The 19,808-nt window shown below is 53.1% G+C and carries 18 protein-coding genes and 3 tRNA genes; 10 read left to right on the plus strand and 11 right to left on the minus strand.

What is annotated here, in order from left to right:
- Nucleotides 1-13: 13 nt before the first annotated feature.
- The gene (locus tag ACFK9X_RS03035; protein ID WP_000912957.1) at nt 14-601 is read right to left on the minus strand and encodes a LuxR C-terminal-related transcriptional regulator; all 588 of its coding nucleotides are present in this window, start codon (nt 599-601) and stop codon (nt 14-16) included.
- Nucleotides 602-857: 256 nt separating this feature from the next.
- Here ACFK9X_RS03035 and sugE point away from each other — a divergent pair, with 256 nt between their 5' ends.
- On the plus strand, nt 858-1,175 hold the full coding sequence (gene sugE, locus ACFK9X_RS03040; protein ID WP_000118469.1) for a quaternary ammonium compound efflux SMR transporter SugE: 318 nt from the start codon (nt 858-860) through the stop codon (nt 1,173-1,175).
- A gap of 16 nt (nt 1,176-1,191) precedes the next feature.
- Here sugE and ACFK9X_RS03045 read toward each other — a convergent pair whose 3' ends face one another.
- From ACFK9X_RS03045 to frdA, 5 genes are all read right to left on the minus strand, one after another.
- On the minus strand, nt 1,192-1,725 hold the full coding sequence (locus ACFK9X_RS03045) for a lipocalin family protein (protein ID WP_001238396.1): 534 nt from the start codon (nt 1,723-1,725) through the stop codon (nt 1,192-1,194).
- Between the two features lie 111 nt (nt 1,726-1,836).
- Nucleotides 1,837-2,196: a fumarate reductase subunit FrdD gene (gene frdD / locus ACFK9X_RS03050; RefSeq protein ID WP_000609650.1), complete on the minus strand. Its 360-nt coding sequence runs from the start codon at nt 2,194-2,196 to the stop codon at nt 1,837-1,839.
- A 10-nt stretch (nt 2,197-2,206) separates the two neighbouring features.
- Nucleotides 2,207-2,602: a fumarate reductase subunit FrdC gene (gene frdC / locus ACFK9X_RS03055; protein WP_000208749.1), complete on the minus strand. Its 396-nt coding sequence runs from the start codon at nt 2,600-2,602 to the stop codon at nt 2,207-2,209.
- Nucleotides 2,603-2,612: 10 nt separating this feature from the next.
- On the minus strand, nt 2,613-3,347 hold the full coding sequence (gene frdB / locus ACFK9X_RS03060; RefSeq protein ID WP_000829509.1) for a fumarate reductase iron-sulfur protein: 735 nt from the start codon (nt 3,345-3,347) through the stop codon (nt 2,613-2,615).
- A complete protein-coding gene (gene frdA, locus ACFK9X_RS03065) occupies nt 3,340-5,130 on the minus strand; it encodes a fumarate reductase (quinol) flavoprotein subunit (RefSeq protein WP_001192954.1) in 1,791 nt (596 codons plus the stop codon). Before frdA ends, frdB begins: the two co-directional genes overlap by 8 nt.
- 322 nt (nt 5,131-5,452) lie before the next feature.
- On the opposite strand from frdA, the gene epmA reads away from it, so the two are divergent.
- The 3 genes from epmA to ACFK9X_RS03080 all read left to right on the plus strand — a co-directional run bounded on the left by epmA (nt 5,453) and on the right by ACFK9X_RS03080 (nt 8,543).
- The gene (gene epmA / locus ACFK9X_RS03070) at nt 5,453-6,430 is read left to right on the plus strand and encodes an elongation factor P--(R)-beta-lysine ligase (protein ID WP_000004794.1); all 978 of its coding nucleotides are present in this window, start codon (nt 5,453-5,455) and stop codon (nt 6,428-6,430) included.
- A 225-nt stretch (nt 6,431-6,655) separates the two neighbouring features.
- On the plus strand, nt 6,656-8,158 hold the full coding sequence (gene yjeM, locus ACFK9X_RS03075) for a glutamate/gamma-aminobutyrate family transporter YjeM (protein ID WP_000149876.1): 1,503 nt from the start codon (nt 6,656-6,658) through the stop codon (nt 8,156-8,158).
- Between the two features lie 64 nt (nt 8,159-8,222).
- The gene (locus ACFK9X_RS03080; protein WP_001736544.1) at nt 8,223-8,543 is read left to right on the plus strand and encodes a hypothetical protein; all 321 of its coding nucleotides are present in this window, start codon (nt 8,223-8,225) and stop codon (nt 8,541-8,543) included.
- Between the two features lie 136 nt (nt 8,544-8,679).
- On the opposite strand, the gene mscM is transcribed toward ACFK9X_RS03080, so the two are convergent.
- The 3 genes from mscM to rsgA form a co-directional block, all read right to left on the minus strand.
- On the minus strand, nt 8,680-12,006 hold the full coding sequence (gene mscM / locus ACFK9X_RS03085; RefSeq protein WP_151115482.1) for a miniconductance mechanosensitive channel MscM: 3,327 nt from the start codon (nt 12,004-12,006) through the stop codon (nt 8,680-8,682).
- An 18-nt stretch (nt 12,007-12,024) separates the two neighbouring features.
- Nucleotides 12,025-12,993 carry an archaetidylserine decarboxylase gene (gene asd, locus ACFK9X_RS03090; protein WP_000934949.1) on the minus strand — a complete coding sequence of 323 codons (969 nt, stop codon included), beginning with the start codon at nt 12,991-12,993 and terminating at the stop codon, nt 12,025-12,027.
- A gap of 91 nt (nt 12,994-13,084) precedes the next feature.
- Nucleotides 13,085-14,137: a small ribosomal subunit biogenesis GTPase RsgA gene (gene rsgA / locus ACFK9X_RS03095; RefSeq protein ID WP_191964514.1), complete on the minus strand. Its 1,053-nt coding sequence runs from the start codon at nt 14,135-14,137 to the stop codon at nt 13,085-13,087.
- Between the two features lie 106 nt (nt 14,138-14,243).
- Here rsgA and orn point away from each other — a divergent pair, with 106 nt between their 5' ends.
- Entirely contained in the window at nt 14,244-14,789 is a 546-nt protein-coding gene (orn, locus tag ACFK9X_RS03100) for an oligoribonuclease (protein WP_001271546.1), read from the plus strand.
- Between the two features lie 61 nt (nt 14,790-14,850).
- Here orn and ACFK9X_RS03105 read toward each other — a convergent pair whose 3' ends face one another.
- Nucleotides 14,851-15,570 (minus strand): arginine ABC transporter substrate-binding protein, encoded by a 720-nt coding sequence (locus ACFK9X_RS03105; protein WP_151115487.1) that lies wholly within the window; start codon nt 15,568-15,570, stop codon nt 14,851-14,853.
- A 295-nt stretch (nt 15,571-15,865) separates the two neighbouring features.
- Here ACFK9X_RS03105 and ACFK9X_RS03110 point away from each other — a divergent pair.
- From ACFK9X_RS03110 to ACFK9X_RS03120, 3 genes are all read left to right on the plus strand, one after another.
- Nucleotides 15,866-15,941, plus strand: a tRNA-Gly gene (locus ACFK9X_RS03110).
- A gap of 156 nt (nt 15,942-16,097) precedes the next feature.
- A tRNA-Gly gene (locus ACFK9X_RS03115) sits at nt 16,098-16,173 on the plus strand.
- A gap of 156 nt (nt 16,174-16,329) precedes the next feature.
- A tRNA-Gly gene (locus ACFK9X_RS03120) sits at nt 16,330-16,405 on the plus strand.
- 269 nt (nt 16,406-16,674) lie between these two features.
- On the opposite strand, the gene queG is transcribed toward ACFK9X_RS03120, so the two are convergent.
- On the minus strand, nt 16,675-17,814 hold the full coding sequence (gene queG, locus ACFK9X_RS03125; protein ID WP_001615111.1) for a tRNA epoxyqueuosine(34) reductase QueG: 1,140 nt from the start codon (nt 17,812-17,814) through the stop codon (nt 16,675-16,677).
- On the opposite strand from queG, the gene nnr reads away from it, so the two are divergent.
- Together nnr and tsaE are read left to right on the plus strand one after the other, a co-directional pair.
- Entirely contained in the window at nt 17,813-19,360 is a 1,548-nt protein-coding gene (gene nnr / locus ACFK9X_RS03130) for a bifunctional ADP-dependent NAD(P)H-hydrate dehydratase/NAD(P)H-hydrate epimerase (RefSeq protein WP_151115489.1), read from the plus strand. The genes queG and nnr overlap by 2 nt on opposite strands.
- A complete protein-coding gene (tsaE, locus tag ACFK9X_RS03135) occupies nt 19,332-19,793 on the plus strand; it encodes a tRNA (adenosine(37)-N6)-threonylcarbamoyltransferase complex ATPase subunit type 1 TsaE (RefSeq protein WP_000981984.1) in 462 nt (153 codons plus the stop codon). Before nnr ends, tsaE begins: the two co-directional genes overlap by 29 nt.
- The last annotated feature ends 15 nt before the right edge of the window (nt 19,794-19,808 follow it).

Genomic DNA, 19,808 nt, shown 5'->3' on the forward strand with positions numbered 1-19,808 from the left:
TGGCGTCGTACCGTTAATCGATTTTCTCCGGAAGCATAAGAAAGGGAGAATACCGGTTATCCATATGAAGTTTCATACGGATATTACGCTTATAGGTGTAAACCGTTTTCCCGTGAATGCCAAGCGCATACGCAATCTCTTTATTGCTGGTGCCTTCCGTCCACATCGCGAGCACTTTTTCCTCCTGCGGAGAGAGCAATGGCGTGGCGCTTTCCGGCGCTTCCTGCAGTGGATGAGTATGTAGCGCTCCTTTAATTCGTTGTGCAAGCTCATGTAAAGGCGTGTGTTTAGATAACACCGCATGACTGGCATATTGCGGTCTGTACGGCATATTCCCTGACTGTAATAATACCAACGGCGTCATCCTGCAGGCGGCAAAAAATGCATTGATAGGCTGTTCGGGTAAGGCATCGTTGAGAAAACCATATAAATCAGCGATAACCAGGTGGGGCTTCCATTGCAGAATATGTTCTTTCGCCAGTATAAGGTTATTCATCCCGGATACCAGCAGTGAAGAACTGAGCACATCAGTGTGATTAAGCCAGGCCTCCATGCCCGTACGGGTAAAGTGGCATCGGTCTATCACTAAAATTTTCAACATAGTTTTTTGCACCCGGAAGTAGATAAAGCACTTTCTTTCCCAGAAGGCGTTCCATCATAGAGAACTCCTGTGGGCGCTAAATGCGAAAACTACGCGGCTTAAAAGGGCCAATTCCCGCCTTTAGACGGAAAAAAATAAAAAGGTTGAAATTCATTTTCTCTCAGGCAAGAATGGCTTTTCATCCGTATACGTTACAGGACGACCTGTAAACGCTATTCTCACCGGGGACGGCCCCATTAATTATCTGGAGCCTGCTATGTCCTGGATCATTCTATTAATCGCTGGTTTACTTGAAGTGGTATGGGCTGTCGGCCTGAAGTATACCCACGGTTTTTCTCGTCTGACCCCCAGTATCATCACCATTACGGCCATGGTTATCAGTATGGCGTTACTTTCCTGGGCAATGAAAACGCTGCCCGTTGGAACGGCGTATGCCATCTGGACCGGCATCGGCGCCGTCGGGGCGGCAATCACCGGTATCCTTCTGCTGGGCGAGTCTGCCTCACCGGCGCGTTTGCTCAGTCTTGGCTTGATCGTCGCGGGTATCATTGGGCTAAAACTCAGTGCGCATTAATTCGTCGCTGATATTGCTACGAACCTGATTGTTTTACCCAAATTAATTTATTGACGTCAAACCCCTCCCGGGTCGCGACGGCCAGCATTTGCTGTTTTATTTCCTCAGAAAGCGTTGGCGTGCGAGAGAGTATCCACAGATAGTCGCGATCCGGGCCGCACACCAGCGCATGACGGTATTCCCGGTCAAGCGCAATCACGTTATAGCCGCCGTAGAACGGGCCGAAAAAAGAGACCTTGAGCGCGGCGCGGTTTGGACTACCGGTAAAATACGCTTTGCCTTCTGTTTTTTGCCACATTTCCCGATCCGGGTTATAGCCTTTATTGATGACATTAATCCCGCCATCGTCACGCAGACTATAGGTGGCCGTGACTTGTTCCAGTCCACGTTCAAATCGATGATCGAGGCGTGCGATCTCATACCAGGTGCCGAGGTAACGTTTGGCATCAAAGTTATTTACCACGGTAACGCCTTTAGGCGGGGTAGGCGAACTACAGGCGACAACCAAAAATGCCGCAGTAACCGCAGCAACGACGGGCAGCAAGCGCATAGCGTTTTTCCTTCCAGTGTTTTTTCTAAGTGTAGAACCTGGCGGGAAAATGAGAGGCAGGAAAAGAAAAAATGCCCTCTTATCGGGTAGATAAGAGGGCGTCGTGGCAACTTAGAGAGTGATAACGCCAATCGCCGTCACAACGGTCAGGATTGCCGCCAGACCGTAGAAGACCCATTTGCCCGCAGGCACGTGGATTTTCAGGTCATGCATCGCGTGGTGCATACGGTGTAGGCCACACCATAGCGGCAGCACGATCATCAGGAACAGAAAAACGCGACCAATGAAGCTTTGGGCGAACGTCAGTACGCGCTCAAAACTCAGGGCATCGCCCGGAAATAGCCCCAGCGGCAGCATGATGCCAACCAGTAGCACGATCACCGGCGCGATGATCGCGCCCCACATACCGCCTGCGCCAAACAGTCCCCAGAATACGGGTTCATCAGAACGTTTTGGGTTTGGATTAATCATCCGGGACTCCTTACCAGAACAGGGCAACATACAGAATGACTACGGTGACTACCGCAGTGACCACCCAAAGCCCTTTGATGATTGGCTCTGGCCCCATTTTTTCGTCTTTTACAATGATATTGGCCGCCTTCGGCGCCAGTTCAAACCAGGTTTTGGTGTGCAGCAGCGCGGCCGCCAGGGTGATCAGGTTTAAGATCACCACCACCGGGTTTTGTAAAAAGCCGACGAATCCCATCCAGGATTCCGCGCCGTGTTTGAGCGCAAACAGACCGAAAATCAGTTCAATACTGAACCAGACTGCCGGCACCGCTGTGCCTTCGCGCAGCATATAAAAGCGATAAAACGGCAGTTTTTTCCACCAGGTGGACGTCATCGGCCGCACATAGGGTTTGCGTTTAGTCGTCATGTTGCACTCCTTAGCGTGGTTTCAGGGTGGCGATAAGAAAGTCTTTCGAGCTTTCCACTTTACCCTGCTGAATGGCCGCAGCCGGATCGACATGTTTTGGACAGACTTCGGAGCAGTAGCCCACGAAAGTACAGGTCCATACGCCGTTCGGACTGTTCAACTGCGCCATACGCTCCTTCTTACCGTGATCGCGGCTATCTTCGTTATAGCGATGCGCCAGCGTAATCGCAGCCGGTCCGATAAATTCAGGATTCAGACCGAACTGCGGGCACGCGGCGTAGCACAGACCACAGTTGATGCAACCGGAGAACTGGTGATACTTCGCCATTTGCGCCGGGGTCTGGACATTCGGCCCCTGATCTGGCGTGCGAGAGTTGCCAATAATGTACGGTTTGATCGCTTCCAGGCTTTCGATAAAGTGCGTCATATCGACAACCAGATCGCGCTCAATCGGGAAGTTCGCCAGCGCTTCCACCTTCATACCGTTGGTGTAATCGCGCAGGAAGGTTTTACACGCCAGTTTAGGGACGTTGTTGACCATCATGCCGCAAGAGCCGCAGATCGCCATACGGCAGGACCAGCGGTAGCTCAGGTCTGGCGACAGGTTATCTTTGATGTAGCCCAACGCGTCCAGTAGCGATGTTGTTTCATCATAAGGAACTTCATAGAAAGCACTGTGCGGCGCGGTATCGGTTTCCGGGTTATAGCGCACCACCTCAACTTTCAGGTTTTTCATCTCAGCCATTCGCCTTCTCCTTCTTATCGGCTGCTTCCGCTTCACCGCCGTAAACACGTTTGGCTGGCGGCAGGGTGGTGATTTTCACGTCGCTGTATTCCAGACGGGTCGTGCCATCAGCATCGCGGAAGGCGAGGGTGTGCTTGAGGAAGTTCACATCGTCGCGCTCGGTACAGCCTTCATCCAGACGCTGATGCGCGCCGCGGGACTCTTTACGCGCCAGCGCAGAGTGCGCCATACATTCCGCCACGTTCAGACCATGACCCAGTTCGATGGTATACAGCAGGTCAGTGTTGAACACGCTGGAGGTATCGGAGATACGTACGCGCTTGAAACGTTCCTGAAGCTCGGCCAGTTTATCAACGGTTTTCTGCATCAGTTCCGGGGTACGGTAAATACCGCAACCTTCTTCCATAGACAGACCCATCTCATCGCGGATCTTCGACCAGTTTTCGTTGCCTTCCTGGTTCACCAGATTTTTCAGACGTTGTTCAATATCGGCAACCTGGGCGTCGAGCGCGGCGCTATTTGCGGCGCCTGCCGTAGCAGCGCGTTCCATTGCTTGTTCGCCAGCCAGACGACCAAACACCACCAGTTCCGCCAGTGAGTTGGAACCGAGGCGGTTCGCGCCATGCAGGCCAACAGAGGAGCATTCGCCAACGGCAAACAGCCCTTTGACACGGCTTTCACAGTTCTGGTCGGTTTCAATGCCGCCCATGGTGTAGTGCGCGGTCGGACGTACTGGAATCGGTTCTTTAACCGGATCGACGCCGACATAGGCTTTCGCCAGTTCGCAAATGAACGGCAGACGTTCATGCAGTTTCTTCTCGCCGAGATGACGCAGGTCGAGGTGAACCACATCGCCGCGCGGCGTGGAGATGGTGTTGCCTTTACGCCATTCGTGCCAGAAAGCCTGGGATACTTTGTCGCGCGGCCCCAGTTCCATATATTTGTTTTTCGGCTCGCCCAGCGGCGTTTCGGGGCCCATGCCGTAGTCTTGCAGGTAACGGTAGCCATTTTTATTGACCAGAATACCGCCTTCTCCGCGGCAACCTTCAGTCATCAGGATACCGGAACCTGGCAGGCCGGTCGGGTGATACTGAACGAATTCCATATCACGCAGCGGAACGCCGTGGCTCAGCGCCATGCCCATCCCGTCGCCGGTGACGATGCCGCCGTTGGTGTTATAGCGGTATACGCGGCCTGCGCCGCCTGTCGCCATGACCACGGCGTTGGCGCGGATTTGCACCAGCGTGCCTTCCATCATGTTCATTGCCACCAGGCCGCGCGCATGGTTGTCATCAACCAGAATATCCAGCACAAAATGTTCGTCAAAGCGCTGGATTTGCGGGAACTGCAGGGAAGTCTGGAACAGGGTATGCAGCATATGGAAGCCGGTTTTATCCGCGGCGAACCAGGTACGCTCGATTTTCATACCACCGAAGCGACGCACGTTAACGCTACCGTCCGGACGGCGGCTCCACGGGCAGCCCCATTGCTCCAGCTGCGTCATCTCAGTGGGACAATGGTGGACAAAGTAATCCACGACATCCTGCTCACACAGCCAGTCTCCGCCTGCTACCGTATCGTGAAAATGGTAGTCAAAGCTGTCATGATCCTGGGCGACAGCGGCTGAACCCCCTTCGGCAGCGACGGTGTGGCTGCGCATCGGGTACACTTTTGAGATCAGTGCGATTTTAGCATTGGGATTCGCCTGTGCGGCAGCAATTGCAGCACGTAATCCCGCGCCACCGGCGCCTATAATGGCAAGATCGGCTTGAAAGGTTTGCACGACATTCCTCCAGATTATTGTAATTTCACCCTCGCGCAGCCAGATAAAGCCTCTGGGTTCTGCGAAGTATGAATGCGTTTCCACTGCTCCTTTATGGGTACAACAGTATAGTCTCAGGGATGTGAGGGAAATTTGACGTGTTCGATTTTTTTAGCGTATCAGAGGGATGAATTATCATTGATTTTGATTAATTTAATTACTAAACCATCTGAAATCACTTTTTTTACCCTCCAGAAGGCGCCCGATACGCCTGCGCAAAATTTGTTTCGCCCGCGCGTTGCGAGTAGACTTCGTGACCTTGTCTTAAACTGGAGAAAGAATCATGAGCGAAACGGCAACCTGGCAGCCGAGCGCGTCCATCCCCAATTTATTAAAACGTGCGGCGATTATGGCGGAAATCCGTCGTTTCTTTGCCGATCGTGGAGTGCTTGAGGTTGAGACGCCCTGCATGAGTCAGGCGACGGTCACAGACATTCATCTGTTCCCGTTCGAAACGCGTTTCGTCGGACCTGGCCATTCCCAGGGGATCAACCTCTATTTAATGACCAGTCCGGAATACCATATGAAACGCCTGCTGGCGGCAGGGTGCGGCCCGGTTTTCCAGCTATGCCGCAGTTTCCGTAATGAAGAGATGGGACGACATCATAATCCGGAATTCACTATGCTGGAGTGGTATCGTCCGCATTACGATATGTACCGCCTGATGAATGAAGTGGATGATTTGCTTCAGCAAGTGCTGGATTGTCAACCTGCGGAAAGTCTCTCCTATCAACAGGCGTTTCAGCGCCATCTGGAGATTGACCCGTTATCAGCAGATAAAACGCAACTGCGTGAGGCGGCGGCAAAGCTTGATTTAAGCAATATCGCCGATACGGAAGAAGACCGTGATACGTTGCTGCAACTGCTGTTCACGATGGGGGTTGAGCCGCATATAGGTAAAGAAAAGCCGACCTTTATTTATCACTTTCCGGCAAGTCAGGCATCACTGGCACAAATCAGTACCGAGGATCATCGCGTCGCCGAGCGCTTTGAGGTGTACTACAAAGGTATTGAGCTGGCGAATGGTTTCCACGAACTGACGGACGCACGTGAGCAACAACAGCGCTTTGAACAGGACAATCGTAAGCGCGCCGCTCGCGGTCTGCCGCAGCAGCCGATTGACCAAAATCTACTGGATGCGCTGGCCGCCGGTCTACCGGATTGTTCCGGCGTGGCGCTGGGTGTTGATCGTCTGGTGATGCTGGCGCTGGGAGCAGAAAGCCTGGCGGACGTGATTGCTTTTACGGTCGATCGGGCGTAAATCTGAAATTCACTCTTTCGCGAGATAAAATGGCGCAATAAGCGCCATTTTGTAGCATATTTTTTCAATTATCCTCTGTTTGCCACAACATAAGGCTGGAACTTTGATGCCATTTAGGTATCAATCCTGTGTTGATTTTTTTATCGCTGACCTTTGTAAAAAAGAAGGCGGCGTCAATCGGTGAGCGGCGTCTGGCAAACGCGCTCGAGCGTAAGGGATGGTTGAATGACCCACACGATAAAAAAGATGAGCCTTATTGGGCTTATCCTGATGATTTTTACTTCTGTTTTTGGTTTTGCGAATAGCCCGTCGGCGTTTTATTTAATGGGGTATAGCGCAATCCCGTGGTATATATTTTCTGCCTTGCTGTTTTTTATTCCATTCGCTTTAATGATGGCTGAAATGGGTTCCGCTTATCGCAAAGAAGAGGGCGGGATCTATTCGTGGATGAATAATAGCGTGGGGCCACGTTACGCGTTTATCGGCACGTTTATGTGGTTTTCATCGTATGTCATATGGATGGTAAGTACGGCGGCAAAAATTTGGGTACCGTTTTCTACTTTTGTTTTTGGCGCCGATATGACGCAGCACTGGCGTATTGCGGGGCTTGAGCCTACGCAGGTTGTCGGGCTGCTCGCCGTTGGCTGGATGATTCTGGTGACGTGTGTCGCCGCCAGAGGGATCAATAAAATTGCGCGAATTACGGCGGTCGGAGGTATTGCCGTAATGTGTCTTAATTTAGTTTTATTGTTAGTGAGTGTCGCTATTTTGTTATTAAATGGTGGGCATTTTGCACAAGAAATTAATTTTACCTCGTCACCGAATCCGGGTTATCACTCCGGCCTGGCAATGTTGTCATTTGTGGTATTTGCTATTTTTGCGTACGGCGGTATTGAGGCTGTCGGCGGACTGGTGGATAAAACCGAGAAACCGGAAAAGAATTTTGCGAAAGGTATTGTTTTCGCGGCTATTGTGATTTCAATTGGTTATTCTTTGGCGATCTTTTTATGGGGCGTCAGCACTAACTGGCAACAGATATTAAGTAATAGCGCCGTTAACTTAGGGAATATTACCTACATTTTGATGTCGAGTTTAGGCACGACATTAGGTAACGCGTTAAACCTTTCTCCGGAAGCTGCGATGACGGTGGGCGTCTGGTTTGCGCGTATCACCGGCCTTTCTATGTTTCTGGCTTATACCGGCGCGTTTTTTACGTTGAGCTATTCACCGCTGAAAGCCATTATTCAGGGGACGCCAAAAGCGTTGTGGCCCGCGCCGATGACAACACTGAACGCTAACGGTATGCCGGCGACCGCTATGTGGCTACAGTGCGTGCTGGTGAGTCTGTTTATTTTGCTGGTTTCTTTTGGCGGTGACACCGCATCGGCGTTTTATAACAAACTCACTCTGATGGCGAACGTCTCAATGACCTTGCCATACCTGTTCCTTGCGCTGGCATTTCCCTTCTTTAAAGCGCGTCAGGATCTGGAGCGGCCATTTGTTCTCTTTAAAACCAAAGCCTCTACCCTGGTCGCGACGGGTGTTGTGGTGCTGGTGGTGACGTTTGCCAACGTCTTTACCATCATCCAGCCAGTGATTGAAGCTGGGGACTGGGACAGCGCCTTGTGGATGATCGGCGGCCCGATCTTCTTCTCGCTGCTGGCGATGGCGATTTATCAGAATTACAGCAGCCGCATGAGCGCCGATCCGGAGTGGGCGGCGGAGTAAAGGCCGTATGCCGGATAAGACCCCACGGGTCGCATCCGGCGTTTATTGCCCGATGGAGAACGTGATGAATGATAGTTCGAGAGACCCGATTATCACGGAAGATGAGGTTAGGGCACTCAATTTTACTCCGGAAGATATCCTTGAAATAGAAAAGGTTATTCTTTCTTCCGTTCATGTTGCACGTCGAAAGGTTGCGATGGTAGTAGGAATGACTATTGGCACGTTAAGGGATCGCGATGAGGATAAGTGGAAACATGTGTCGGATATTTATTGCGCGTATGTTATAAGATGCCTCGTATTTCGCGGAGAACTGGTGGGTTACGGCGATTTATTCCGAATGCGCTATAGCGAAATTAACCTGCCTGTTGCCGATCTGGACGCATAATAAGTCCGAAAATATCTGTGAGCTGCGATGAAATGCCCGATGGCGCAAGCTTATCGGGCCTACAGGTTAATTGCCGGCCCGTAGGCCGGATAAGACCCGACGGGTCGCATCCGGCATTTCTTGCCTGGATCATGCGCTACAAACTCCCCGCCGGGCGGCTGGTTTTACCCGCTGACGTTAACGTTCTCCCCGTTTGTTTACCGCCGAGGCTCTCCAGACGCATCTGGAACGGCGGGAACGGCATATCAATACCGTGTTCGCGGAAGCCAGCCAGAATCAATTGGTGGATCTCATGGCGTAATGGCATACGGTGTCCCATTTCCGCGGCATAGATACGCAGTTCGAAAATCTGAATACCCTGCTGGAGATCCACCAGAAAGATTTCAGGCGGCGGGTTATCAAGCACCAAAGAACAGCGCTGCGCCGCCGTCAGCAGAATTTGCGTCACCTCTTCGCTATTGGCATCCGCTGGCGCCGGGATGGTTAACACCACGCGCGTAACGGAGTCAGACAGCGACCAGTTGATAAACTGTTCGGTGATAAAGGCTTTATTCGGCACGATAATCTCTTTACGATCCCAGTCACTGATAGTGGTGGCGCGGGTATTGATTTTGGTCACGCTGCCGGTGAGATCGCGAATGGTCACCGTATCGCCGATACGAATCGGCTTTTCAAACAAAATAATCAGGCCGGAGATAAAGTTAGCGAAAATTTCTTGCAGGCCAAAACCAAGCCCAACGCCGAGCGCGGCCACCAGCCATTGTAGCTTCGACCACTCAATGCCGATCATCGAGAAACCGACCAGCCCGCCAATCAGCATTAACAGATATTTGGTGATGGTCGTGATGGCGTAACCGGTACCAGGCGTTAAATCGAGATGCTGTAATAACGCCAGTTCCAGCAGCGCAGGCAGATTACGCACCAACTGCGTGGTGATGATAAAGACCAGAATCGCAATGAGCACCGCCCCCAGAGTAATTGGCTCCAGGCTTTCCACGCCTTGCACCGTAGAGGTGACATCCCACAGCGAAATATTCTCCAGGAAGCCGAATGCCGAGTGGATTTCCGACCACAGTACAATTACCGATAGCAGGGCGATAAGCATCAGAATTGAGCGGACCAGACGCAGCGACTGGGCGCTAATAGCGTCAAGATCGATTTCACTTTCATCGATGTCGACCGCGCCTTCCAGGCTGGAGGAGTGCGCCGGTTCTTCTTCGCCGCGCGCGCGCTGCGCCAGCATTTCCGCCCGACGATGTTTGGCGCGGTCAAAAGCCAGTCGGCGTCGTTGGATCAGCATCCAGCGGCGAATGACATGATAAATAACCAGCAACAGGAACCAGATGGCGACCGAGGTTTCCAGTCTCGCCAGTAGCGCCTGCGCTGTGGCCAGATAACCCACCGCCGCCGCCAGAATCGCGATAAGCGGCGCGCCCATCAACATATTCCACAGCAGGCTGTTGACCATGTTGTCGCCGTTGCCTTCTTTATCAAGATAGAGCGGAATGCCCGCTTTTTTCAGACTCAGCGTGACCAGCGCCAGCGCGCCGCATATCAGGATGAAGCAAAGGCGGCCCAACGAGCCGGAAAACTCCCGATCGTTAAGATTATCAAACATGATCACTGCCATAATGAGCAGCACGATCAGCCCAATGCTCATCAGGTAGTAGCGCATCGCTTTCGCTACCCGGTTTCGCAGCCAGCCGAAATGCGCCACAAACAGACCATTAGGGCGGGCAAAAGCGGCGCAAATCATGACTACCCACAACAGCGGTACTGTCGCCGTCACGCCATCGCCGATGGCGACGGCCAGCGGATACGGCCAGGCTTCCTGTAGACCATAGCCGAGCGTCGCCCACAAGACGGGCAGCGGCGAGGCGACCAGAATCGACCAGAACACCGTTCGCAGCGTCAGCGAGAAGTGATCCTGGGTGACTTTCCCGACGCGCGAGGCCGAGCGTTCAAGGAACCGGTTGAAGTGTTGACGTGAATAGAGGCTAAACCCGACCAGCGCCAGCGCGCCGAATAACGGCAGTAGCGTCTCTTTGCTGGTCAGCATCATGATGCTGGCTTTACCTAACTGATTAAACGTATCTAATGAGATAAGCCGACGTAAATCCTGAACCAAATCAACAGGCCAGGAGAGCGATAGCGGGCTAACGTCAGCGGTCCAGAACAGATAACGGTGGGTCGCTTCATTAACCTCTTTAAGCGCATCCTCCAGTTGGCTGTTGGAGACTTTCAGTTTGGTCAGCTCCAGGATCAGCGTATCGCCGCCCTGTAACAACGAGTTGAGCAGCTCGCGCTGAGTGCGAAGCTGGGCGTCAAGAATCTGGTTTTGCTCGGCGGTCAGCGGCTGTCCATTGGCCTGACGTATTTGCCGTAGCTGCGGTTGCTTATTGAGTAATTCTTCATAGCGCATACGGTGAACGCGTAGCTGCGCCATTTCCGTATCAAGCTGCTGCGGCTTAGGCATCTCTGGCAGACGGGCGACCTGCGCGCGCAGCGCTTCGCCAAGCATGTTGGACACGCCAAGCCATTGCGACTGCTTCCGCAGCGTATTGAGCGCCTGACGCACCTGTAACGTTTGGCTGGTGGCCTGTCGTTGCTGCGAGGCGACCAGATCCATCCGCTGCGCTTGTTGATTGAGCGCCTGTGACAGCTCGCGGTTGACTTTAAATTGTTCGACGATGCCTTCCGGCAAACCGGCGCTGTTTTCCGCCAGCAGCTCAGTGCTTTCCAGCGCGCGTTCCGCTTCACGTTGGCGCAGGCTGTTGAGCTGATTGCGCAGCGCCTGAAGATACGCATCCAATTGCTGACTCTGTTTTTCCGCCAGCTCGGAACGCAGACGAGCCAGTTCCTGACGGTTGTTGGCGGACAGTTGCGCCAACTCCAGTTCGTCGACTAACGCTTTTAGTTTGGCGGACTCCGCCTGCATATTGAGACTTTGCGCCTGGCTAAGCGCGGCACTTCCGCCTGCGGCGCCGAGCCGTCGCTCAATCTCATTAAGCTGGCGGCGGGCGTCGTTTTGCTGTTGGGGAAGCTGGCTGAGCGAGTCGGCGATCTCCCTGACGCGCTCCTGCTCCTGTTGCGCCTCGCGGGTTTTATCCAGTAGCTGGCTGCTAACCTGCAAGATCTCCTGATTTAACGCTTCGGTGGACATCTCTGGCGGTACGCTGCGAGGTTCATCGCGCAGATTATTCAACTGGGCGCGCAAGGTGGCGGATAGCTTAGGGAAATTATCAATAACGTGTTGATATTGTTTCGCGCGCTCAAGCGAGCCTTTTCGCTCTTCAAGCGCGTTTAACGCAGTCTGGAGCGCCTCAACGGCTTCCGGCTGAGCGGGCTTCGCCGCTTTTGCCTGCTCCAGTTCCTGCGTGATTTGTTTGGCGTCGGGGGACGTTGCGGCGAACGCCCCCGTGCTGAGGCACCAGGCCATCAGAAAAGCGATAATCAGGCGCACGTCAGCATTCTCTCTTGATTAGGTGTCGTCTTTTTTATTGTCAACCAGCGGGCTGGCGTCGTGTTCGGCTTTAATTTCTTCTGCCGGCAGCGGAGCAGGTTCTACCTCCGGCGCGACGAATGTTTCGGTCGACGTCGCCAGCGGTTGGCCAATTTTGGTAACGGACAGGCTTGCCAGCGACGCGATCAGATTCACTTTCCCCGGCGCAAATAAGTTGATGACCGTGGAACCCAGTTTAAAGCGTCCCATCTCCTGGCCTTTCAACAAGGCGACAGACCCTTCATGTTCGCCTTCTGGCCAGGTCCAGCGCTTGATGATGCCTTCGCGCGGCGGGGTAATGGTCCCCGCCCAGACGGTTTCGATACTGCCGACAATTGTTGCGCCGACCAGAATCTGCGCCATAGGACCGAACTCGGTATCAAACAGACAGATAACGCGCTCGTTGCGGGCAAACAGGTTGGGGACGTTTTGCGCGGTCAGATGGTTAACGGAGAACAGATCGCCCGGTACGTAGATCATTTCGCGCAGGATGCCGTTGCATGGCATGTGCACGCGATGGTAGTCGCGAGGGGAGAGGTAAGTGGTCACAAACGTGCCGTTGCGGAACTTATCCGCCATCAGGTAGTTACCCGCCAGCAACGCTTCAAGGCTGTAATTATGGCCTTTGGCCTGCAAAATTTTATCTTCTTCGATACGACCCAACTGGCTTATCACGCCGTCGGCAGGCATCACCAGGATGTTAGGATCGGTATTGAGCGGACGCACGTCATCACGCAGCGGACGAACAAAGAAATCATTGAACGTACGATAGCTGGCGGTATCCGGTTTTTGCGCCTCGGTCATATCGACTTTGTAATACTTTACGAAGAGATCGATAACCAGTTTTGTCAGCCATCCTGCTCGTTTGCTTGCGCCCCAGCCCGCCAGGCGAGTGAGCCATAGTTTCGGCAGAATGTATTGTAGCGAAAGTTTAAATGAGTTTAACAAGGTAGCCTCCAGGCCATTGTTGTTCCTGAACCGGCAGTTATACCGGTATCCTGAAAAAAGGGGACGATTCTAACGACGCCTAGCGTATCTGTCAGTCGTCCGTATCAGAAAAGTTTTTACGCGTTTTTACCTGCGCCATACTTTCAAGAATTCGGTGATAATTTTCGAAACGGGTTTCCGCAATAGCGCCGTTCTCTACCGCCTCGCGAATGGCGCAGCCTGGATCGGCGTCATGCTTGCAGTCCCGGTATTTGCAATGTCCCAAATAGTCATGAAATTCGACAAAGCCCTGGGTGATTTGTTCCGGCTCCAGATGCCATAAGCCGAACTCGCGCACGCCGGGGGAATCAATGACATCGCCGCCATGCGGGAAATGATACAGACGAGCAGCGGTAGTGGTATGTTGACCCAGACCGGAGACATTCGACACATCGTTCGTCAGAATCTCGTTCTGTAAGCCGAGCAGAGCGTTTAGCAGACTGGATTTTCCGACGCCGGACTGCCCGGCAAAAATACTGATGCGACCGGTTAACGCCTCTTCCAGCGGTTTCAGACCATCCTGCGTATGGCTGGAGACCATCAGCACGCGATAGCCGATATTGCGGTAGATATACATCTGCTCATTAACGAAGTCCATACCTTCGTCGTCCAGCAGATCAATTTTGTTGAGTACGATAAGCGGCTCAACTTGTAGGGTTTCACAGCCGACCAGATAGCGATCGATGATATTCAGCGACAGCTCCGGCAAAATCGCGGAGACAATAACGATTTGGTCAATGTTGGCGGCAATAGGCTTCACGCCGTCGTAGAAGTCCGGGCGCGTCAATACCGAGGTGCGCTCATGCACCGCTTCAACGATGCCTTTTACGTTGACGCCCTCTGCGGCGGCTTTGCCCGGACGCCAGACGACGCGATCGCCCGTCACCAGCGAACGGATAGTGCGGCGGAGATTGCAGCGGTGAACCTCGCCGTCAGCAGACTCCACATCGGCATGCATACCAAAACGGCTAATGACGATACCTTCTGCAGGCTCGCCAAACAGGTTGTCATCGTAGTCGGCTTTCTCCGCGGACGTTTTTAAACGACGCTGGTGATTGGCGTTCACACGGCGCTGCTGGCCTTTGGAGAGTTTATTTTTGCTCAATCGTACTGGCTCCTGGTCGCCCATAGTGGGCAAAACATCTATGATACACGCAATTGTAGATGAATATAGTCACAGTGAATGTGACCTCTGAAGGGTGGAAAATAGCATGAGTGCCGATGAAAACAACCTGATTTGGATCGATCTGGAGATGACAGGTCTGGACCCCGAGCGCGATCGCATTATTGAGATAGCCACGCTGGTGACGGATGCCAGCCTGAACATTCTGGCGGAAGGGCCGACGATTGCGGTACATCAATCCGATGCGCAACTGGCGTTAATGGATGACTGGAACGTGCGCACCCATACCGGCAGCGGCCTGGTAGATCGCGTTAAGGCAAGTACGATGGGCGAACGAGACGCTGAACTGGCGACGATTGAATTTCTGAAAACGTGGGTGCCTGCGGGTAAGTCGCCGATTTGCGGTAACAGCATCGGTCAGGATCGTCGTTTTCTGTTTAAATATATGCCGGAACTGGAGGCCTACTTCCACTATCGCTATCTGGATGTCAGTACGCTCAAGGAACTGGCGCGCCGCTGGAAGCCGGAGATTCTGGCCGGCTTTACCAAGCAGGGCACGCACCAGGCGATGGATGATATTCGCGAGTCGGTGGCGGAGCTGGCTTACTACCGCGAGCATTTCATTAAGCTGTGAGGCGTAACATGCCGGATGGCAACGCCAGAGCGTCTCATCCGGCAGCTCTCCCGCCACTGAATTACTGCGTAAACCATTTCTCTTGCATTTGCGCATATTCCGGCGACGCTTTCACCTTGTCGAGCGCGGCATTAATTTCTTGCAATAGCGCGTCGTTGCCTTTGCGTACCGCAATGCCTAACCCTTTTCCGTAGTAGTCAGGATCGCTGGCGCGTTCATCCATGATGGCGTAATCCGGATTGTTTTTTAGCCATTTACCAATCGCGGCGACATCGCCAAATACGCCCTCAAGACGGTTACTTTTCAGATCGGTAAAGGCGTTTAGATAGCTGTCATAGGCGACAGGCGTGATAGCTTGTTGTTTATCCTGCAAATAGCGCTGATGCGTTGTACCGTTTTCCAGACCGACTTTTTTGCCTTTCAGATCGGCAAAAGTGTGATAAGCCCCTTTACGCGTGACGACTACCGCCGATAGACCTTCGTAATAGGGTTGGCTAAAGGAGACCTGCTGCTCACGTTTGGGCGTCATATCCATACCGGCGATCACCGCATCAAACTTTTTGAAGCGTAGGCCGGGGATCAGACTATCAAAGCTCTGGTTAGTGAATGTGCACTCCGCTTGCATCTCTTTGCAGACCGCGTTGGCGACATCAATATCGAAACCAACAATTTTATTATCGGCATCGACAAACTCATAGGGCGCATAGGTGGCGGAGGTGCCAAAATGTAATGTTCTGGCGGAAACGGAAGCGGCGTGAACGGAGAGGCTGGCTAACAGCATGACAATAAGTTTTTTTTCATCTTGATCCCTGATATCAATTGGATGTTGTGGTCACCGTGCTATTCTTTTTTTGGCGCAGGGTGCTATTCTGATTCTGTGCCTTTAGGCGTGGCGTGAAAAGTTTTTTGTTGCATAGCGCACGCTTTGCTCGTTTTTTGTCTTGTTTGGTGATTTAATCAGCATTCAAACAAAAATCGCGAAAAAATGCGTTCAGGGGCTTGCAGCTAAATGGATTTCTCGTATAATGCGCCTCCCGTAACGACGCAGAAATGCGAATTACGACAGCAACAAATTTGCGGGAATAGCTCAGTTGGTAGAGCACGACCTTGCCAAGGTCGGGGTCGCGAGTTCGAGTCTCGTTTCCCGCTCCAAAATTTGAAAGTACTTGTTAAGTACAGACCACCAATCGCAGGATTTCGAATTGCGACAAGGCGGCAACTGAATGAGTCCTCAGGAGCTTACTGAAGTAAGTGATTGAGGCGAGTGAAGGCAGCCAACGCAGTAGCGGTTCGAAAGACGAAGATTATGCGGGAATAGCTCAGTTGGTAGAGCACGACCTTGCCAAGGTCGGGGTCGCGAGTTCGAGTCTCGTTTCCCGCTCCAAAATTTGAAAGTGCTTGTTAAGCACAGACCACCAATCGCAGGATTTCGAATTGCGACAAGGCGGCAACTGAATGAGTTCTCAGGAGCTTACTGAAGTAAGTGACTCAGGCGAGTGAAGGCAGCCAACGCAGTAGCGGTTCGAAAGACGAAGATTATGCGGGAATAGCTCAGTTGGTAGAGCACGACCTTGCCAAGGTCGGGGTCGCGAGTTCGAGTCTCGTTTCCCGCTCCAATTCTTATCTACAGTAAAATTATCCACAACGAATATCGCGTTGGGGCACGTTTTGTTCCGCTTTCGTCAGATCCTTGTAAACAGACTTATCCACAGGGCGGCCCATTACTCCTGGAATGCAAAAAATTATACCTGACGCGTAGAATTTCTATAATTTACTGAAAAATATAGAAAAAATAAGATTTCAAAACGTTAGCTTTATTGACTATTCCTTTTTTCCCTCTTGAATCGCAATGTGTTTTTATTTTTATACACAGCCTGTGAATAATTCAGGCATCGCGCACCAGCCCTTTTTCAATCACCCTGACCAGACGCTGTTTTTTCGGTAGCTGCACTTCAATGATGCAGGCGTTGCGCTTTTCAATTTGTTGCGCAATCGCCCATTCGATATGCTCATCGAGAAGTGGATGCTCACCCTTGCGGCTTTCCAGCGCCGTAATGACGGCATTACTCCACGGCGCATTCCCCAGCGCGACGGCAACATTGCGCAGCCAGCGTAAATGACCAATGCGCCGAATCGCAGAACCTTCAGTGACTTTCAGAAACTGCGCTTCGCTCCAGCTAAACAACTCAACCAAATCTGGGTTATGCAGCGCCTTGCGTGGGCTAAAATCTGCTTCGTCGGTCAACTGAGAGTAACGATTCCACGGACAGATAAGCTGGCAGTCATCGCAGCCGTAAATACGGTTGCCTATCAGTGGGCGAAATGCTTCCGGAATAGCGCCTTCCAGCTCAATGGTGAGATAAGAAATACAGCGCCGCGCGTCCACCGTATACGGTTCGACAATCGCCCCGGTCGGGCAAATGGTCATACAGGCGACGCATTTGCCGCAACCTTCCTCGACCGGCTGGTCGACCGGCAGCGGTAAATCAATCAGCAGTTCCCCCAGGAAAAAGAATGAGCCTGCCTCCCGATTAAGGATAAGTGAGTGCTTACCCGTCCAGCCAAGTCCGGCTTTTTCCGCTAATGGGCGTTCAAGAATAGGCGCAGAGTCGACAAACGGTCTAAAATTCAGCGAACCGCAGTACTGCTGGATCTGCTCGCCCAGTTTTTTAAGACGGCTGCGTAATAGCTTGTGATAATCACGCCCCAGCGCATATCGGCTAACGTAGCCCAGCGTGGGATCCTTCAACGTACTGGCAAACGCGGCGTTGGCGGGCAGATAGTTCATGCGCACGCTGATGACACGTAGCGTACCGGGTAAGAGTTCATGAGGCCGGGCGCGCATCATACCGTGGCGCGCCATCCATGCCATCTCGCCGTGGTATTGTTTGTCCAGCCACGCCTGCAGCGCAGGTTCGGATGCGCGCAGATCGGTATCAGTAATACCGACCTGCTGAAAGCCCAGCTCCAGCCCCCACTGCTTAATATTTTGCGCTAACTGATTGAGATCGAGGGGCTTTGACATGATGGACCATAACATGAAGAAAAACCCTGTAAGTATACCACACTCCATTTGGCCCGCCGATGACATCAAACGGCTGGAACGCGATGCGGCGGATGCCTTCGGACTCACACTCTATGAATTGATGCTGCGCGCTGGCGACGCGGCATTTCGGGTAGCCCGTGACAGTTATCCTGACACCCGACACTGGCTGGTGTTGTGTGGTCATGGCAACAACGGCGGCGATGGTTACGTCGTGGCGCGACTAGCGCAAGCGGCGGGCATTAGCGTAACGTTGCTGGCGCAGGAGAGCGACAAACCGTTACCTGAAGAAGCGGCGCAGGCGCGCGATGCCTGGCTGAATGCCGGCGGCATTATCCATGCTGCCGATATTATCTGGCCGGAAGCGACGGATCTAATTATCGACGCGCTGCTTGGCACCGGTATAGCCCAGGCGCCGCGCGACCCGGTAGCCGGTCTGATTGAACAGGCGAACGCCCATCCTGCGCCGGTTGTCGCCGTCGATATCCCGTCAGGCCTGCTGGCGCAAACGGGCGCCACGCCTGGCGCGGTGATAAGCGCCGCGCATACGGTCACGTTTATCGCCCTGAAACCAGGCCTGCTGACCGGCAAAGCGCGTGACGTTACCGGCATACTGAATTATGACGCGTTGGGACTGGAAGGCTGGCTGGCAAGCCAGACGCCGCCGCTCCGGCGTTTTGACGCGACGCAGTTGGGGCAATGGTTAACGCCGCGTCGACCGACCTCGCATAAGGGCGATCATGGTCGTCTGGCGATCATCGGCGGCGACCAGGGAACAGCGGGCGCAATTCGGATGGCTGGCGAGGCGGCGCTGCGTACGGGGGCTGGGTTGGTCAGAGTACTGACCCGCGGTGAAAACATTGCGCCGTTGCTGACGGCCCGCCCGGAACTGATGGTACATGAACTCACGCCTCAGTCGCTGGAAGAGAGCCTGACCTGGGCTGACGTTGTGGTGATCGGCCCGGGGCTTGGGCAGCAGGAATGGGGCAAAAAAGCCTTACAGAAAGTAGAAAACGTCCGTAAACCTATGCTGTGGGATGCGGATGCGTTGAACCTACTGGCAATCAATCCTGATAAACGTCACAATCGCGTGATTACGCCGCATCCGGGAGAAGCTGCCCGCCTGTTAGGATGTTCTGTGGCAGAAATTGAAAGTGATCGCTTACTTTCAGCACAGCGTCTGGTAAAACGGTACGGAGGCGTGGTCGTGTTAAAAGGCGCAGGAACGATTATCGCCGCTGAACACCACCCTCTGGCTATCATTGACGCTGGTAATGCGGGGATGGCGAGCGGCGGGATGGGCGATGTCCTGTCCGGCATCATCGGCGCATTGCTCGGACAGAAGTTTACCCCGTATGATGCGGCATGTGTGGGATGTGTGGCTCACGGCGCGGCGGCGGACTTACTGGCAGCGCGTTATGGCGCTCGCGGCATGTTGGCGACCGATCTTTTTACTACGCTGCGGCGTATTGTTAACCCTGATGTGATTGACGTAAACCATGATGAATCGAGTAATTCCGCTACCTGACGAACAGGCGACGCTAGACCTGGGGCAACGGGTAGCCAACGCCTGTGATGGCGCGACCGTTATTTATCTGTATGGCGATTTAGGTGCCGGTAAAACGACGTTTAGCCGGGGATTTTTACAGGCGTTAGGCCATAACGGTAATGTAAAAAGCCCCACCTATACGCTGGTAGAGCCTTATGCGCTTGATAACATGATGGTATATCACTTCGACTTATACCGTCTTGCGGACCCGGAGGAGCTGGAGTTTATGGGCATTCGCGATTATTTCGCCAACGACGCCATTTGTCTGGTGGAGTGGCCGCAACAAGGTAAAGGCGTTCTCCCCGACCCGGACGTCGAAATCCATATTGATTACCAGGCGCAGGGGCGTGAGGCTCGCGTAAGCGCGGTATCCTCATCGGGTCATTCGTTACTGGCGCGTTTAGCCGATTAGCTATAAAGGTGGCGG

Origin of the sequence: Salmonella sp. WC3 (genome assembly GCF_042932255.1) — a bacterium.
Lineage (GTDB): Bacteria > Pseudomonadota > Gammaproteobacteria > Enterobacterales > Enterobacteriaceae > Salmonella > Salmonella enterica.

Excerpts from the sequence above, each read along its gene's own strand:
- ACFK9X_RS03035 (WP_000912957.1), bottom strand. The coding sequence starts at position 601 with ATGTTGAAAATTTTAGTGATAGACCGATGCCACTTTACCCGTACGGGC.
- sugE (WP_000118469.1), top strand. The coding sequence starts at position 858 with ATGTCCTGGATCATTCTATTAATCGCTGGTTTACTTGAAGTGGTATGG.
- ACFK9X_RS03045 (WP_001238396.1), bottom strand. The coding sequence starts at position 1,725 with ATGCGCTTGCTGCCCGTCGTTGCTGCGGTTACTGCGGCATTTTTGGTT.
- frdD (WP_000609650.1), bottom strand. The coding sequence starts at position 2,196 with ATGATTAATCCAAACCCAAAACGTTCTGATGAACCCGTATTCTGGGGA.
- frdC (WP_000208749.1), bottom strand. The coding sequence starts at position 2,602 with ATGACGACTAAACGCAAACCCTATGTGCGGCCGATGACGTCCACCTGG.
- frdB (WP_000829509.1), bottom strand. The coding sequence starts at position 3,347 with ATGGCTGAGATGAAAAACCTGAAAGTTGAGGTGGTGCGCTATAACCCG.
- epmA (WP_000004794.1), top strand. The coding sequence starts at position 5,453 with ATGAGCGAAACGGCAACCTGGCAGCCGAGCGCGTCCATCCCCAATTTA.
- yjeM (WP_000149876.1), top strand. The coding sequence starts at position 6,656 with ATGACCCACACGATAAAAAAGATGAGCCTTATTGGGCTTATCCTGATG.
- ACFK9X_RS03080 (WP_001736544.1), top strand. The coding sequence starts at position 8,223 with ATGAATGATAGTTCGAGAGACCCGATTATCACGGAAGATGAGGTTAGG.
- orn (WP_001271546.1), top strand. The coding sequence starts at position 14,244 with ATGAGTGCCGATGAAAACAACCTGATTTGGATCGATCTGGAGATGACA.
- ACFK9X_RS03105 (WP_151115487.1), bottom strand. The coding sequence starts at position 15,570 with ATGCTGTTAGCCAGCCTCTCCGTTCACGCCGCTTCCGTTTCCGCCAGA.
- nnr (WP_151115489.1), top strand. The coding sequence starts at position 17,813 with ATGATGGACCATAACATGAAGAAAAACCCTGTAAGTATACCACACTCC.
- queG (WP_001615111.1), bottom strand. The coding sequence starts at position 17,814 with ATGTCAAAGCCCCTCGATCTCAATCAGTTAGCGCAAAATATTAAGCAG.
- tsaE (WP_000981984.1), top strand. The coding sequence starts at position 19,332 with ATGATGAATCGAGTAATTCCGCTACCTGACGAACAGGCGACGCTAGAC.